16 protein-coding genes are annotated in these 16312 nt (G+C 52.0%); 11 read left to right on the top strand and 5 right to left on the bottom strand.

All coding sequences use genetic code 11. From position 1 onward, the window contains the following. Positions 1–3 precede the first annotated feature (3 nt). The gene (locus A3193_RS09955) at positions 4–384 is read left to right on the top strand and encodes a tautomerase family protein (protein ID WP_069006570.1); all 381 of its coding nucleotides are present in this window, start codon (positions 4–6) and stop codon (positions 382–384) included. 208 nt (positions 385–592) lie between these two features. Continuing rightward, positions 593–820: a YceK/YidQ family lipoprotein gene (locus tag A3193_RS20645; RefSeq protein ID WP_162273741.1), complete on the top strand. Its 228-nt coding sequence runs from the start codon at positions 593–595 to the stop codon at positions 818–820. Between the two features lie 46 nt (positions 821–866). Here the strand turns inward: A3193_RS20645 and A3193_RS09945 are convergent, their stop codons facing one another. Together A3193_RS09945 and A3193_RS09940 are read right to left on the bottom strand one after the other, a co-directional pair. Next, positions 867–1496, bottom strand: coding sequence for a dUTP diphosphatase (locus A3193_RS09945; protein WP_069006572.1), 630 nt, complete (start codon positions 1494–1496; stop codon positions 867–869). Then, positions 1493–1990, bottom strand: coding sequence for a C-GCAxxG-C-C family protein (locus A3193_RS09940; protein WP_069006573.1), 498 nt, complete (start codon positions 1988–1990; stop codon positions 1493–1495). The genes A3193_RS09945 and A3193_RS09940 overlap by 4 nt, the downstream gene beginning before the upstream one ends. Positions 1991–2224: 234 nt before the next feature. Between A3193_RS09940 and A3193_RS09935 the strand changes: the two genes are divergently transcribed. The 8 genes from A3193_RS09935 to A3193_RS09900 all read left to right on the top strand — a co-directional run bounded on the left by A3193_RS09935 (position 2225) and on the right by A3193_RS09900 (position 12895). Then, a complete protein-coding gene (locus A3193_RS09935) occupies positions 2225–3085 on the top strand; it encodes a DUF4743 domain-containing protein (protein ID WP_069006574.1) in 861 nt (286 codons plus the stop codon). A 330-nt stretch (positions 3086–3415) separates the two neighbouring features. Further along, positions 3416–5404 (top strand): carboxy terminal-processing peptidase, encoded by a 1989-nt coding sequence (locus A3193_RS09930; protein WP_235614947.1) that lies wholly within the window; start codon positions 3416–3418, stop codon positions 5402–5404. Between the two features lie 477 nt (positions 5405–5881). Next, a complete protein-coding gene (gene gshA / locus A3193_RS09925) occupies positions 5882–7507 on the top strand; it encodes a glutamate--cysteine ligase (protein ID WP_069006576.1) in 1626 nt (541 codons plus the stop codon). 81 nt (positions 7508–7588) lie between these two features. Further along, positions 7589–8779, top strand: a complete 1191-nt coding sequence (locus tag A3193_RS09920) for an O-succinylhomoserine sulfhydrylase (protein WP_069006577.1) — start codon at positions 7589–7591, stop codon at positions 8777–8779. Continuing rightward, a complete protein-coding gene (locus A3193_RS09915) occupies positions 8776–9372 on the top strand; it encodes a class I SAM-dependent methyltransferase (protein WP_069006578.1) in 597 nt (198 codons plus the stop codon). Before A3193_RS09920 ends, A3193_RS09915 begins: the two co-directional genes overlap by 4 nt. A gap of 324 nt (positions 9373–9696) precedes the next feature. After that, entirely contained in the window at positions 9697–10005 is a 309-nt protein-coding gene (locus tag A3193_RS09910; protein ID WP_069006579.1) for a tetratricopeptide repeat protein, read from the top strand. 87 nt (positions 10006–10092) lie between these two features. Beyond that, a complete protein-coding gene (gene hemF / locus A3193_RS09905) occupies positions 10093–11028 on the top strand; it encodes an oxygen-dependent coproporphyrinogen oxidase (RefSeq protein ID WP_069006580.1) in 936 nt (311 codons plus the stop codon). 253 nt (positions 11029–11281) lie between these two features. Then, on the top strand, positions 11282–12895 hold the full coding sequence (locus A3193_RS09900; RefSeq protein WP_069006581.1) for a cation:proton antiporter family protein: 1614 nt from the start codon (positions 11282–11284) through the stop codon (positions 12893–12895). 65 nt (positions 12896–12960) lie between these two features. Here the strand turns inward: A3193_RS09900 and A3193_RS09895 are convergent, their stop codons facing one another. Continuing rightward, on the bottom strand, positions 12961–13338 hold the full coding sequence (locus A3193_RS09895; protein ID WP_069014614.1) for a winged helix-turn-helix transcriptional regulator: 378 nt from the start codon (positions 13336–13338) through the stop codon (positions 12961–12963). Positions 13339–13433: 95 nt separating this feature from the next. Between A3193_RS09895 and A3193_RS09890 the strand changes: the two genes are divergently transcribed. Continuing rightward, entirely contained in the window at positions 13434–14438 is a 1005-nt protein-coding gene (locus A3193_RS09890) for an alpha/beta fold hydrolase (RefSeq protein WP_083218658.1), read from the top strand. Positions 14439–14545: 107 nt separating this feature from the next. Here A3193_RS09890 and A3193_RS09885 read toward each other — a convergent pair whose 3' ends face one another. Together A3193_RS09885 and A3193_RS09880 are read right to left on the bottom strand one after the other, a co-directional pair. Beyond that, positions 14546–15358 (bottom strand): ABC transporter permease, encoded by an 813-nt coding sequence (locus A3193_RS09885; protein ID WP_069014613.1) that lies wholly within the window; start codon positions 15356–15358, stop codon positions 14546–14548. Further along, positions 15355–16290 carry an ABC transporter ATP-binding protein gene (locus A3193_RS09880; RefSeq protein ID WP_069014612.1) on the bottom strand — a complete coding sequence of 312 codons (936 nt, stop codon included), beginning with the start codon at positions 16288–16290 and terminating at the stop codon, positions 15355–15357. The genes A3193_RS09885 and A3193_RS09880 overlap by 4 nt, the downstream gene beginning before the upstream one ends. Between the last annotated feature and the right edge of the window lie 22 nt (positions 16291–16312).

Raw genomic sequence — 16312 nt, 5'->3', positions numbered from 1 at the left:
CGCATGCCGTTCATTCACATCAAATCACTGCCTTTCGAGCAACCGCGGGACATCAGCGAAATCCTGCAACGGATCACTGAGGATTTCTCTAACGTAAGCGGCATCGACAAGCAGCATATTACGGTTACCTGGGATCTCCTTTCAGCTGGTCACTATGCGGTGGCAGGCGAGGTGAGTGAGTTTCAACCTGAGAGTGCTCATCCCCTGCTGGTTGAGATGCTACTCCCTGACTTCAACAGCCGTGAAGCGATTGGCGAGTACATCAAAGCGGTGGCTGAGAGCCTGTCCAGGCATGCACAGATTCCCATCAATAATCTGTTTGTCAACTGTCACCTTGCCAGGTCGGGTCAGGTGTTTGATGCCGGTGAGATGGTTCATTGGTGACTACCTCGCAGAATCGTCTAAATCATTTTCACTCTTTATGATTAAGGGAAGCGACAGCGGATGAGCGTCGCAGGGGCTATTGATGACAACGGAGGTTATGAGGATGGGAGGATTCAGAGCGAAGAAAACCCAAAAGGGCTGCTTTCAATCATTCTACAGAGCTCTACTGGTGGCCTCCATTATCAGCTTGTCAGTGGGTTGCTCGACCGTGAAAGTCCATCTCAACGATCACGATATCCTGCATCCCTACCTGGGAACCAAATCAGCGGTAAAGAACTTCATCAGGAGTTTTTCTGATTTCTACCTGTACGGCCAACAGGTGGTGATGGCAACGGATGTGCCGTTCTGTTTCATCGCGGACACTCTGCTGTTTCCCTATGACCTGATGGTTAAACTCAGAAGGCATCAGCGACAACGACCAGTGCCGTCCGGTTAGTTGCTGAATGGCTGAGATCAGCGATCGAGTTTGTATGAACTGCTCGTTAGTTCTGGTAAGTCGATTCAGCCGGGTAGTTTTGCTGCAACTGCTGATATACCTGGTCACTGAAATCGGCGCTGTCCGGATCGAGCTTGCTAAGGATCTCCGACAGGTACTCATTGTCCTCCCGACCATCCCAGACCTTGATATAGCTGCCCTCTTTGTAGCCGTGATCCTGACGGAAGAAGTTGAGTACGTTCTTGCCAATATAGGTCTTGTAGAGATCATCGAAGCTGAGTTCGGCCGCCTGCATCATGGTGGCAAAGTGGCCAATGTCGGCTGACTCCGTCTTGATGCTGTACATCGCCAGCTGTTCAATGGAACTCCGAAGGTCGACCCCATCGGTTGCCTGATTCAGACCCTCGAGCGCTTGTTCTGCGGCGCCTTCCAGGGTGGCATTGTGCAGGATCAAATCGCTCAAAGCGAAGTGCCAGATGTCAATGATCTCCAGATGAACCTGTTCCATGTCGGGTTTCTGATGCTTCCACCATTTCCAGCCATAGTGATCGAGCATCTCTGCACACTCGGTCCAGATGGCCCGATACCAGGGGTAGCCGGCATCACGCCAGTCATCATTGACTTTGCAGTTCATCGCATCCTGCAGCTCAAGCATGTTGAGGATCTTATCTTTCATTCTGTATGTTCACTTTCTTCTAGTATTCTGTTGAGCAGCGTGACCACTGTCTCGACATAGTCCGGACATTGGGTTTTGAATAATCCGAGAGATTTAGCCTCTTGATATTCTGCGGGGATACTCAAATCCTTTTGCAGCAGTTCCTTGCAGCGATTACTGCCATGGCGTGCCATGAATCGTTCCTGCAGCAGCCGGGTTGCGTTATAGGTTGCCTCTTTGGCACTGACGTCATCTGAGGTTTTCGGCCCCATTTGCAGACCCAGAACCAGCGCAGCGCCGGAGAGGGTACCACAAATATCCCCCATTCGGCCTACGCCACCGCCAAGACCGGAGCTGATTCGCATCGCCAACTCCGTATCAACGCCATAGCGATCGGCAAAACTGGTGATCACCGCCTGAGCACAGTTGCAGCCGTTGCAGAACCGTTGTACCGCAAGCTGAGGTTCCGTATCAGCACTGCTGAGCTCATCATCGGATCTCTGACTGTTACTCATCGTTTTATCTGTTCCGTGCTAGGGGGAGTCAACTTTACCAGTTATTGACCGGGTAACTAAACTCTCACAATTTGCAGATTGCAGGCTTTTCTGATGCTTTTGCACAGCTCCATTGGATTTCCCCAATTTGAATGACATCTTGAAAAAAGAGTGCTTTACCCCCATCAAAGTGAGCTTAGGCCGTCACCATGCCATATAATCAGGGTCAATCCGAACGCGGAACTGCAATAAAAGATGAAATTACAAGGATATCAACGACATATAGATAGGTTGAATGAATGGAATCGGGATAACTTCAAAGCCCTTTACTTCGATTCTCATCTTGTGGGCTATCTAAAAGAGCCGGTATGGTCCTTTTTGAGCAGCCGGTCCGACCTTTTTACAGTGAATGAGAGAGAGGTCAGTTTAAATCCACAAATCAATAGCTTCGAGCAGAGGACTGAGGTTCTCGATGAGGTAGTGAATGGAATGGTGGAATCCTCTGTGATGACCCATCGGCATGGTGAACGATATCCGGTCACCCATGCCGACAGGGATTCTGCTCTGGCAACCATCGACCGCGCGGCCGCTGCCTATTTCGGATTGCGTGCCTATGGGCAGCATTTGAATGGCTATGTACGTAACGGATCTGAGCTGTTGCTCTGGATTGCCAGGCGCTCAGCCGACAGACGGGTTTTTCCTGATCACCTGGATAATATGGTGGCCGGAGGTCTGCCCCATGACATCTCACTGGCGGATAATCTGCACAAAGAGTGTCAGGAAGAGGCGAGTGTGCCATCCCATATTGTGGCACAGGCGGTACCGATCGGTGCGATCACCTACTGCACGGAAACGCCGGTCGGTCTAAAGCCCGATACTCTCTATTGTTATGATCTTGAACTTCCCTCAGATTTTGTCCCCTATAATTCAGATGGTGAAGTGGCGGAATTCATGCTGTTACCGATCGAAGAAGTAGCTGAGCGGGTCGCCAACAGTGACGATTTCAAGCCTAACTGCAATCTGGTGGTGATTGACTTTCTGGTGCGGCATGGGATTATAAATCCTGAAACGCAGGGATATCTCAAATTAATCAATGGGCTGCACGAGAAATTGTGAATAAAGGTGGTAGATTCAAGGGGACCGGTTCGCTTTTCCAGAGTGTGCGGAACCCGGTGACTGGAAATTCAGTCCAAAGCATATTCAAATTGTAGCCAGGGCCTGTCAGTTCTAATTCCAGGGCCTGTTAAACCTGAAAAAACGCCAATCAGGGCCGATTGGATTCGTGTTAACAGTCCCTAGGGGGGCTCTCAGGGAGCTTTCCCAGTTTCCCGCAATGACCAGGTAGGATGAATGAAATATCTTAAAGTGAAAGGGTTTTGGTGGTTGATTCTTATCCTAGTATCAGCACCAGTTTGGGCCAATCGACAGACTGTTCCGATACAGGAATTGCGGCCGACCGCAGAACAACAGCAGACTGCCAGCGTCATCGTCAAGGTTATCGCCAAATACCACTATAAAGAGGTCGCTTTGGATGACTCGATGTCAGAAATGATCCTGCAGCGCTACTACGATACCCTGGATCCAAACCGCTCATTCTTCCTGGCCGGTGATGTGGTTCATTTTTCAGGTTATCGGGACAAGCTGGATGACTATCTGAAAAATGCTCGGATTGAACCGGCATTCGAAATCTATCGTCTCTATCGGCAGCGTGTCAGCGAGGCGGTCAGCCATGCCTTGAAACTGGTGGATGGGGAGTTCGACTTCACCATCGATGAGGTCTATATCTACGATCGAGAGGATCAACCCTGGGCGCAGACACGAACTGCGCTGAACGACATCTGGCGCAAGCGGGTGAAAAATGACTTTTTGAATCAGCGTCTGATGGATAAGGAAGATGCTGAGATCAAAAAGACCCTGAAGGAGCGCTACGAGAGACTGCTCTCCAGGGTCGAACAGTTTGACAGCAATGATGTGTTTCAGACCTTCATCAATGCCTATACATTGAGCCTGGAGCCCCACACCAGCTACATGTCTCCCAGTACATCTGAGAATTTTGATATCAGTATGAGGCTCTCTCTGGAGGGCATTGGCGCGGTTCTGAAAGATGAGGACGGTTACACCGTAGTACAGAAAACCATCATCGGTGGTCCGGCGGAACAGAGTGATCTGCTGCATGCCGGTGACAAGATTGTCGGTGTGGGCCAGGGCCTGGAAGGGGAGATGATCGATATTGTCGGTTGGCGGCTGCAGGATGTGGTTGAACAGATTCGTGGTCCGAAAGGTTCAGTGGTACAGCTGGAGGTCTTGGCGAAAGGAGAGGGATCGAACCGTAAAACCATTACCCTGGTACGCAACAAGATCAAACTGGAAGAGCAGGCGGCAAAGAGCCATATCATCGAGAAACTGGATGGTATGGGCAAATATCGCATCGGTGTCGTTGAAGTCCCTACCTTTTACAGGGATTTCGCAGCTGAGGCTCGTGGTGATGAAGATTTCAGGAGTACCACCCGGGATGTGCGTGATCTGCTGGTTGATCTGAAAAAGCAGCATGTTGACGGAATCGTCATCGACCTGCGGGAGAATGGCGGCGGTTCCCTCTCGGAAGCCACCGAGCTGACCGGCCTGTTCATCGACTCCGGTCCGGTAGTACAGATCAAGGATGCCTTTGGCAAGATCGAGGTTGAGCAGGATCCTGACCAGTCGATCGCCTATGAGGGGCCTCTGGCCGTGCTGGTTGATCGTAACAGTGCTTCCGCGTCAGAAATATTTGCCGGTGCGATCCAGGATTACAAAAGGGGGATCGTGATTGGTGAGCCCACGTTCGGCAAGGGTACGGTACAAACCCTGGTCGATCTGGGGCGCTTCGTTCCGGGACGCAAAAAGGATCTGGGTCGTCTGCGTTTGACCATGGCGCAGTTTTTCCGTATCAACGGTGGCAGTACCCAGCATCGTGGTGTGGTACCGGATATCCAGTTTCCGACCGCCAGATACTCGGAGGAGTATGGCGAGCGTTCCCTGGAAAATGCACTGCCGTGGGCACAAATAAGACCGGCCAATTTTATCACCAAGGGACAGTTCACCGTACCAGAGCTGATGGACAGCCATCTGTCACGCATCAAAACCGATGCAGGATTTGAGATGCTGGTCGATCAGGAGAAACGCTTCCTGGAGCTGGATAAGCGCTCAGAAGTCAGCCTGTTGGAGAAACAGCGGCGGACAGAGTGGCAGGAGCGGGAGCATGAACGGCTACTGCACAAAAATCGCTTCCGCGCATCCCAGGGACTGAAGGTGGTCAAATCCACGGATGAAACAGATCTTGATGATGAGCCTGACGAGAAGGAAAACGAGGCGACCAGTCGCATCGAACTGAATGAAGCGGCACGAATTCTGATGGACTCGATTAAAGTCGCACAACCGATGGCGGTGATGCGCTAAACCGTAGACTCAGTCAATAGACCGATCCCCTCCTGATGCCCGCTTGACTGACCCGGGGATTGGTCTCTATCTGAACTGATATTCTCGTTCCAAGCCTTGGATCCAGCCTTTCGCTGCAGCGCTACTATAGCGCCTGATGGCAGGGTATAATCCCCGGCTTTTACGCCAGTTGCCTAGGGCCTGTTAACACGAATCCAATACGCCCTGTTGTGCCTGAAAAAGCGCCAATCAAGGCGCGAGGAGTGTAGTTTGGTTATTCCAAATGAACGACGAGCAACGCCGAGTGGCGCTTTTTCAGGCGCACCCCGAAGGGCTGGGCCTGTTTTTGCGCCCAGCGGCGTTATCATTCGCTTATGTAGAATAACTACACGACGCTCATTCTGCCTTGCTGGGCACAAAAACAGACCCAGCAGGGCGTATTGGATTCGTGTTAACAGGCCCTAATACTATCCACACCCCAGTAGGGATTGATCCGGTTTGTATACAACACTCGACAATCGATTGAAACGCTTACACCAGGCCGGTCAGCTTGATCTGTTGCGCGGGGGCATGATCGGTCTGGAAAAAGAGGCCTTGAGAGTCTCTCCGCAAGGTTGTATATCGAGCCTGGCCCATCCGGAAGCTCTGGGTTCCCCCCTAACCAATCGTTATATCACCACCGACTACTCCGAGGCGTTGACTGAGATTATCACCCCGCCTTCCACGGATCGTAATGAACCGCTGAAGTTTCTGTTTGAAGCCCATCGCTTTGTGTATGAGCATCTGGATGATGAGATTCTCTGGTCCACCAGCATGCCCTGTGTGGTCGAGGATGATGAACGTATCCCGATTGCCAACTATGGGAACTCAAATGCCGGCATGATGAAGACGGTCTACAGACGGGGCCTGGGGCATCGTTATGGCCGGGTCATGCAGGTGATTGCCGGGGTGCATTTCAACTATTCGCTGCCCCAGGATTTCTGGTGGGTCTACCAGCAGCTCGAGGGGGACAAATCGGATACCCAGGGATTCATTTCAGACAACTATTTCGGCATGCTGAGAAATTTACAGCGGCTGGGTTGGTTGGTTCCCTATCTGTTCGGCGCCTCTCCGGCAGTCTGTAAATCATTTCTGGGAGGTCGTCCCACATCGCTGGAGTCGTTTGACGAATTTACCTACTTCTCACCCTATGCCACCTCATTGAGAATGGGGGATATCGGTTATCAGAACAGTAAGGAGCAGGGGACCGGTATCAAAGCCTGCTACGACTGTCTCGATGCCTATGTTGAGACCCTGTCCCGTGCCATTGAGACACCCTGCCCAATCTATCAGGCAATGGGGGTGAAAATCGATGGGCGTTATGAACAGCTCAACGCCAACATTCTGCAGATAGAGAACGAGTACTACAGCACCGTCAGACCCAAGCAGATTCCGGAGATGATGGAGAAACCGATCCATGCGTTGCAAAGACGGGGCGTACGCTATGTGGAGTTGCGATCACTGGATGTGAACGCTTTCCATCCATTGGGAATCGCCGATGAGCAGGTCTACTTTATCGAAGCGCTGATGCTGTTTTGTCTGCTGCATGAGAGTCCCTCGATCAATGTTGCCGAACAGAAGAGCATCGACTGGAATGAGCTGGCTGCCGCCCATCAAGGAAGAAAACCTGGACTCGAGTTGCAGAGAAAGGAGTCGATGGTCAGTCTGCGGGAGTGGGGGCTTGAGATCTGTGAGGCCCTACTGCCGATTTGTGAGATCCTGGAGAGCGGACTGCCCGGGCAACCCTACACCAAGAGCCTGCAATTGCAGAAGAGTCGATTGCAGGACCCTGAAATGACCCCATCCGCCCGCATGTTGCGGGAGATGAGAGAGAAGGGCGAGGGTTTCTTCCATTTTGCACAACGTATGTCGAAACAGCATCGGCACGATTTCATGCAGCAGCAGGGCTCGTCAGAGGATCAGAAGCTGCTGAGCCAGGAGGCAGTGGATTCATGGCGAAGACAGCGGGAGATCGAGGCCTCTGATACACTGAGCTTTGATCAGTTCCTGGAAGACTACTTTGCACAGCAATTGAACAGTGAGACCGGGGATATGAGCAGCAGCAAAAGTGTCTCTGCAAAGTGAGAATCTATATAAAATGCTTGGAACAGAGCATCCTGGCAAATGGTTGTTCGATAGCCGGGCAAACAAAGATGAGGATTAAAGATGGAGGAGCAGCATGAATCAGGCCTGGGGTTTTCGACCCTAGCCATTCGCAGCGGACATCATCGCACGCCCGAAGGGGAGCATGGTGAACCGATTTTCCCCACATCCAGTTTTGTCTTCAGCAGCGCTGCTGAAGCCGCGGCCCGCTTCAGTGGTGATGAACCGGGTAACATCTATTCCAGGTTCACCAATCCGACGGTGAGGAATTTTGAGCAACGACTGGCTGCGCTTGAGGGCGGGGATTGCTGTGTGGCCACGGCCTCCGGTATGTCCGCCGTACTGGCTACCTGCATGGGTTTGCTGGAGTCCGGCGACCATATCGTCTCATCCCGCAGTCTGTTCGGCACCACCGCGATCCTGTTTGAGAAATATCTGAAGAAATTCGGTATCGAAACGACATTCGTGCCGTTGGATGATCTGGCTGCCTGGCAATCCGCAATTCGCCCGCAGACCAAACTGCTGTTTCTCGAAACCCCCTCCAATCCGCTCACCGAGGTGGCCGACATCCCGAAACTGAGTGCACTCGCCCATGCCGAGGACGCTCTGCTGGTGGTCGACAACTGTTTCTGCACCCCGGCACTGCAGCGTCCGCTGAGTCTTGGAGCTGATGTCGTGATTCACTCTGCGACCAAATACCTGGATGGCCAGGGGCGGTGTATCGGCGGCGCCGTGGTCGGCAGCCACGAAATCGTTGGTGAAGCTGTGTTCGGTGTTTTGAGAACGGCAGGTCCTACACTCAGTCCCTTCAATGCCTGGGTGTTTCTGAAAGGGCTGGAAACCCTCGATATCCGGATGCAGGCCCATTGCAAAAATGCCCAACAGCTGGCTGAGTGGCTGGAGAGCCACCCGAAGGTCGAGCGAGTCTATTACCCGGGTCTGAGCAGTCATCCGCAACACGATCTGGCGAGGGCGCAACAGAGTGCCCCTGGCGGTATTGTCGCTTTCGATGTCAAAGGGGGGCAGACTGCTGCCTGGACCCTGATCGATGCCACCCGGCTGCTCTCGATCACCGCCAACCTGGGGGATACCAAGACCACCATCACCCATCCTGCCACCACCACACATGGACGTCTGAGCCCGGAAGAGCGGAGCCAGGTGGGTATCGGCAATGGACTGGTGCGGGTTGCTGTCGGCCTGGAGAACATCGAGGATATTCAACGGGATCTCTCCCGGGGACTGGATAGTCTTTGAACCGGCAAACGAATGATCCATCACAACAGCTGCGTATCAAGTGGGATCAACGCTACGCCGATGAGGAGAAGATCGCCCGTCCGGCTGAGGTACTGCTGAACAATGCTCACCTGCTGCCGAAACAGGGCAGCACGTTGGATCTGGCCTGTGGCCTGGGTGGAAATGCACTGTTTCTGGCGAGCCGGGGATTTGTGGTTGAAGCCTGGGATCTGTCTGCGGTTGCCATCCAGCGATTGGAGCAGAGTGCCCGGCAACAGAATCTGAACAATCTTCATGCTCGGGTGCGTGATGTGGAAAACCATCCACCCTCAACAGAGCAGTTTGATGTGATCGTGGTCAGTTACTTTCTGGAGCGGGCTTTGATACCCGCCTTGATCCAGGCTCTGAAACCGGATGGATTACTCTTCTACCAGACCTTTACCCAGCTGGCCGTCTCCTCGGAAGGACCCCAGAACCCGGCTTTTCGCCTGGCGGATCAGGAGTTGCTGCAACTGTTCAGGGATTTGAAAGTGCGTCTCTACCGGGAGGAGGGGCGATTGGGTGATCTCTCTCTCGGCAGTCGGGATGTGGCCATGTTAGTGGCGCAAAAGTAACCAGGCTGAAGCTGCCGAACCTGACTGGTAGATCTCAATGGAGCCAATGGGTAAAGTCGGTAACGGGTCAGGCCAAAGGTCTCAGATCATGCTCCCTTATCGAACGTCATTTGGTTTTCAGTCAGATGGGACTGTTACAGACACAATTTACAGAATCGCGTAATCACTATTTTTTAATAGTTGACGGCTACGATATCCATGTTTTGTCTCTGGTTGTATGGCTGAATTCTGACCCGCATCTGATAGTATCAGGCTATTCACAGACCCTAAGGATTCGGTTAAATGGTCATGATCCGATTCTGCCCGCAATCACAATGAGGTCATATGATGGACCAGGTCAATCTGGAAAAGATGTTGGAGCAGGGAACAGACAATGCGCTGTTGCGCTATACCCTTGGCACCCTGTTTCTCAAACAAAAAGCCTATGCTCAGGCTGTTGAGCATCTCACTCAAGCGGTGACACTCGATCCTCAGCACTCAGCCAGCTGGAAACACCTGGGTAAGGCATTGACGGGGATGGAGCGTATCGAAGAGGCGGTGGAGAGTTATCAGAAGGGGATAGAGGTTGCCGAGGCAAAAGGGGATATACAGGCGGCCAAGGAGATGCGTGTCTTTCTGAAAAGACTGGAGTAGTCTGCGAACAAGTTATTAACCCGGCACCTTGCCAATAGCGGATTATTGGGATCGGCTGTGCCATCAATACCTAAAACAACAAGAGATATGACGACCTTGAGTGAAGAACCAAACAAATCCCAGGTGAAGGAGTACCTGTTGAATCTGCAACAGACTATTTGTTCTGCCCTTGAACAGGAGGATGGTCACACCAGTTTTCTACAGGATAGCTGGCAGCGGGAAGCGGGGGAGCGACTCGGGGGGGGCGGGATCAGTGCGGTGCTTCAGGCTGGTGATGTGTTTGAGCAGGCCGGGGTCAACTTCTCCCATGTCAGTGGCAGTCAGTTACCCGGCTCGGCGACTGCCCATCGACCGGAGTTGGCGGGGCGGGCGTTCGAAGCCATGGGCCTGTCCCTGGTGATACATCCAAACAATCCCTATGTACCGACCTCACACGCCAACGTTCGCTTTTTTATCGCCGAAAAAGCCGGGGAAGCTCCGGTCTGGTGGTTTGGCGGTGGTTTTGACCTGACTCCTTATTATGGCTTCGATGAAGATTGCAGAGCCTGGCACCAGGTTGCTAAAAAGGCCTGTCTGCCGTTCGGCGAGGATGTCTACAGCCGATATAAAAAGTGGTGTGACGAATACTTCTATTTAAAGCACCGGCAGGAACCACGAGGTATCGGAGGTCTCTTTTTTGACGATCTGAATGAGTGGGGGTTCAGTAAGTCCTTCGATTTCATGCAGAGTGTTGGTGACCACTATCTGGACGCCTATCTGCCGATTGTGCAGCGTCGACGGGATACGCCCTACGGTGAGCGGGAGCGGGATTTTCAACTCTATCGTCGCGGACGCTACGTGGAGTTTAACCTGGTCTATGATCGGGGCACGCTGTTTGGTCTGCAGTCCGGCGGGCGTACGGAATCGATTCTGATGTCCCTGCCTCCACTGGTACGTTGGCAGTATAGCTGGTCTCCGCAGGCAGGTTCGGAAGAGGCTCGTTTGTATGAGCATTTCTTAAAACCCAAAGATTGGGTAGACTGACACCAGTTTGCTTTTGGCTTATGACGATAAACCCGTCGAGTCTGCAGGGAAAGTCACTCCTGCCGCAGCAGAGGAGACCTTGACTGCGGACCCAAATAAATGAAGGTTAATAACAAATCAGAAGCCGTTGGTTCATTGCAAACCTTAAGCATCATGTTTATACCGTTTATTTCAGTAGTTTATGATTGCAGATATCATTGGTTGGAAAGCCGGTGTTTTTTCCTAAATCCCCTGGATTAAGTTAACCTTACTTATGGACTCCCTCCTGCTATCAATAGATCCACGTGAACCGTTGTGGATTGGGTTTGCATTTGCCTGCGGGTTACTGGTAAGTCACATTGGTTTACCACCATTGGTTGGCTTTTTACTGGCCGGTTTTATGCTCAATGCTGCAGGTGCCGAAGGCGGTGATTTTCTTCGTATCACCGCTGACCTGGGCGTTACGCTTTTGCTGTTTACCATTGGTTTGAAGCTGCGCCTAAAAGTATTGCTGCCGCCCCATGTCTGGGGTGTGGCCATTTTACATATGGCTCTGGTGGTTGGTTTGATGACGTTGTTTGTGGTTTTTCTCTCCTCATTTGGTTTACCACTGGTCTCGGGGATTGAATTACAAACAGCGTTGATCATCGGTTTTGCCCTGACATTTTCCAGTACGGTATTTGCGGTTAAAAGCCTTGATCAGGCCGGAGGGAGTGGTTCGTTTTATGGCTTAATCGCCATTGGCGTGCTGATCATACAGGATATAGCTGCAGTGGCGTTTCTTGCCGTATCTGCGGGTAAACTGCCATCGCTATGGGCATTTGGGTTATTGGCGCTCATTCCGCTGCGTTACTTGCTGTTTGCAGTTCTGTCGCGAACCGGTCACGGCGAATTATTGGTGCTCTACGGTTTTGTATTGGCACTGGGTGGTGCCGACCTGTTCGAGCTGGTTAATCTCAAGGGAGACTTGGGGGCGCTGGTGGTTGGGATGCTGCTGGCTGGTCATCCCAAGGCTAATGAAATGGCCAAAAATCTACTTGGTTTCAAAGAGTTGTTTTTAGTGGGTTTTTTTCTCAGTGTCGGTATGGCCGTGCCACCAAGTTGGAATGCGATTCTGTTGGCCTGCCTCTTCCTTCTCGTGCTACCAATCAAGACCGCGTTGTATTTCGGCCTGTTTGCTGCATTTAAATTGCGAGCAAGTACATCCTGGCGTTCTTCCCTTGTATTGGCCAACTACAGCGAGTTTGGCTTGATTGTCGGGTCGGTATCGGTCGCAGCCGGTTGGCTTCCAGCTGAATGGATGGCGGTATTCGCCATTCTGCTGTCGCTCTCTTTTATCGGTGCTGCACCGATCATAGATAACGGTGAGCGTCTGTATACATTGTGGCGACCACGATTCAAACGCATGGAGCGTAAACAGCGTCTCTCTGGAGAGGAAGATATTCAGATAGGTGATGTCCAGGTGCTGGTGTTTGGAATGGGGCGTGTTGGTAGTTCAGTCTACGATTCACTTGCCGTAGACTTTCCTGGCAAAGTGCTAGGGGTCGACATGGATGATTTCCAGGTCGAGAGACATCTGGCCCAGGGTCAGCAGGTTGTCAAGGGAGATGCTACCAACCCCGATTTCTGGTCACGTGCACCCGATCTGGCAGCGAAGTTGAAATGGGTAATTCTAGCATTACCCAGACACCCGGCGAACCTGGCCGCTGCTGAACGTTTGCGTGAGATTGGATTTGAAGGGCATATCGCTTCAACATCCAAGTTTCATGATGAAATTGCCTCGCTGAAGAAGCTAGGGGTAAATTTTGTTTTCAATATCTATACAGAGGCCGGCAAAGGTTTCGCTGAGGATTTGAAACAACATTTCAATACACTCGATAAAGCTTGAAACTCATTCATCACGCAATCACTTTCAGGCAACGCCAGAGTTAATGGTCATGAAGCCAGCAACTCTTATGGTTTCGCCTCTTTCGCCGGTATTATCTGAGCTTTTGTGCCGGGTAGATGCTTTTCACCCCACTGAACCATAGTCATTAAAACAGGGCCCAAATCCTTGCCTTTTGCGGTGAGTAGATATTCATAGCGCACAGGATGATGTTGGTATGGTTTTTTCACAACGATCTCATACTCAGCCAGCCGTTTTAGCCTATCTGCCAGAATATTGGTCGGAATTTTCTCGGGAGATCCCTGAAATTCACTATAGGTTCGCTTGCCGGCAAACAGATCCCTGACAACAAGCAGGGTCCATTTATCGCCGATGATGTCGAGTGTGGATGCCACCGGGCATGATGATCTTTTGAACTTCTCGCTGCTTTGATTCTGCTTTGCCATGATTTCAAGTTAGCATGCTATCTAGTAACTTGCAATTAACAAGTAAGTTGGCTAGACTGAAGTAACTTTAAAAAAGAAAGTGACAATGTGAGGCAATGAAAATGGAATTACGGGTCTATAAGTCGGTGGCGATCGGTAAAATTGCTTTCTTTATGCTGTTGTTGAATGGTTGCGCAAGCGTGGATCATAGTGGCTACTTTCAAGCATACGAAGAGCGCTACCAGGCGGAAACCGAATATCGCATACATCGACTGCCTCGGGACGGTTTTGAGATCCATGCCCGTGAATACGGGATCCAGCGCGATAAACCGACCCTGGTTATGATGCATGGCTTTCCGGATAGCATGCACCTCTATGACAGACTGGTGCCACTGCTAGCTGATCATCGTCATATCATCACTTTCGACTTTTTAGGCTGGGGCGACTCAGACAAACCTGAGCAACATCGATATGACGTCACCAGTCTGCGCCGGGACCTGGAGGCGGTAATAGATCATTTCAACCTGAACCAGGTTGTACTCGTCATGCACGATGCGTCCGGTCAACCCGGCATTGACTGGGCTCTGGATAATCCGCACAAATCTTCAGGCCTGGTTCTACTCAACACCTACTACGCGCCATCACCCACGTTAAAAGCGCCTGAGGCGATCAAACGTTTTTCAACGCCAGGTATCTATCGAGACATATCGGTCTGGGCAACCAGCCACTTCGATAGTCTCTGGATGCAAGGCTACAACCAGCAGATTGCCAAGTTCATCACTACAGAATCACTACGGGAACCGTTTCAAAAGATACTCGGTTATCAATCACTCCAGATCCGTCCCGCCTTTTTCAGCCTGAACCGGGTATTGAATGAGGAGATCGAAAAGCGTCAGGAGATGATTCCGGCGTTAAAGAGGCTGCAGACTCCAGTGCGGATCATATTCGGTAATGACGATAAGGACCTGAACGCCGGTGTGGCGAAAGAGTTTCATCGCCTGCTTCCCAACTCTGAGATCCATTTAGTCGATGGTGCAGGGCACTTTGTGCAGATCGATAAACCGTCGGTTGTGGCGTCATTGATTCGTGATTTTCCAATCTCTGATGGTGAAGGGCAATAAGCCTGCAACCCTGAGTGAGATTCCGATATCGGTATCCGGTATGTCGATAGGCATCGGATTGTTCCGGCGGCGATTGGATAGGCCAGGGAGCGAATTGCCATTCGGCTTCATCTCTCCCCCAACACTCTGCGGCGTAACAGCCGCAGGTCGACCGGTAACAGAATAAGAATCATCAGAAGGAATAAAAACACCGCCATAATCAGGTGGTAACTCCAGATACCTGACAACATTAACAGCCGTATCCCCTCCGCCAGATGGTGTAGAGGATTGATCATCAACCAGGCCTGGGCCAACAAGGCATCACTCTCCAGAGGGAAGTAGGTGTTGCTGGCAAAACCGAGAGGCATGATCACCAGATAGAACGGGATGTTCATGTGATCGATGGTCGGCACGATTGCTGTGAACAGCAGACCCAGGCCCGCAAAGGCGACTCCAGCAAGAAACAGCAGTGGCAGGGTCGCAATCACGCCGGTCCAGTGAAGGTCGAGCCACCCCCCCAGATTAAAGCCGAGCAGTACGAAGATTACGATAACCGCATAAGCAAGGCCCAGGCTGGCTGACCAGAGCGCTTCACCCCAGACTACATGTTCCAATCTCACCTGGGTGGTCAGCTGACCGTCCCAGGTCTTCTGGTAGTGCATGCGGATGTAGGCGGCAAACAACGCCTGAAAAAACGCTGTCATGAAAACGGTGTAGGCGAGAATGCCGGGTGCCAGATAGGCCAGATACGAAACATTCTGCGACTTCCAGTCGAAGTCGGGGATATTACTCCCCAGACCGACTCCGAAGACCAACAGCAGGATGATCGGTTCAAAGATCGGTGGCAGCGCGGCGGTGTGCCAGTTACGCAGGTAGACGGTCAAATGACGCCGCAATACGGCCCAGCTCTGCCAGGCTGTCATGGCCAGATAGAGCCTCATGAGTCGTCATCCGTCAATTGCAGGAACAGATCATCGAGATTGGGTGGCCGAACTTCAAACCGTAACTGCCCGAAGGCGGCGGAGAAGCGAGCCAGTCCCGCACCGTCGAGGGCAAATTGCCATGTGTTCAGAATTCGCGTTGGTTCGCCAAATCCCTCCTTATCAAGCCAGGACTCTATCATCTCTGCCTGCGGGATCTTGGCATCCAGCACCACAACGTGCTCACCCACCAGATCCCCTAAAACCGTACGCGGTGCTCCCACCGAGACCACCTGTCCCTCCTTCAGGACCAGCAAATTGTCCGATAAACGTTCGGCTTCATCCATGTAGTGGGTGGTCAGTACGATTCCCAACCCTTCGTTACGTAATCCGTCTACGAGCTCCCATACCGCCATCCGTGCCTGAGGGTCCAGTCCGGTTGTCGGTTCGTCCAGGAAAAGCACTTTAGGCTGGTGCACCAGGGCTCTGGCGATCATCAACCGGCGTCGATAGCCGCCGGAGAGGGTGTCCGGTTTAGCCTTCGCGTAACGGGTGAGATCGAAACGATCCAACAGCTCCTTAACCCGGGACTCAAGGTCAGTCGGTCTCGGGCGGAAATAGTGTCCGAACCAGAGCAGGTTGTCCCGCACGGTAAAATCGGTATCAAAGGTATCATCCTGGGTACAGACACCGATCTGGCGATTGACCCCGTCCGGGTCTTTCTGCCGTTCGACTCCATCGATAAACACGCTGCCTTCGTCGGGCTGCAAAAAACCGTAACAGAGACGCAGCGTGGTGGTTTTACCCGCGCCGTTGGCTCCCAACATGCCGAGGATTTCTCCGGATCGACACTGTAGATCGACCCCATCCACGACCCGTGTGGAGCCGAAGTGCTTTACCAGCCCATGGGCAGCCAGTAAGGGTTTTGGATTATTTTGAATTACTGCACTCATAGAGTTTTTCTGGCCTGTTATC

Origin of the sequence: Candidatus Thiodiazotropha endoloripes (assembly GCF_001708965.1) — a bacterium.
GTDB lineage: Bacteria > Pseudomonadota > Gammaproteobacteria > Chromatiales > Chromatiaceae > Thiodiazotropha > Thiodiazotropha endoloripes.
This window is presented reverse-complemented; position numbering and strand designations above follow the sequence as displayed.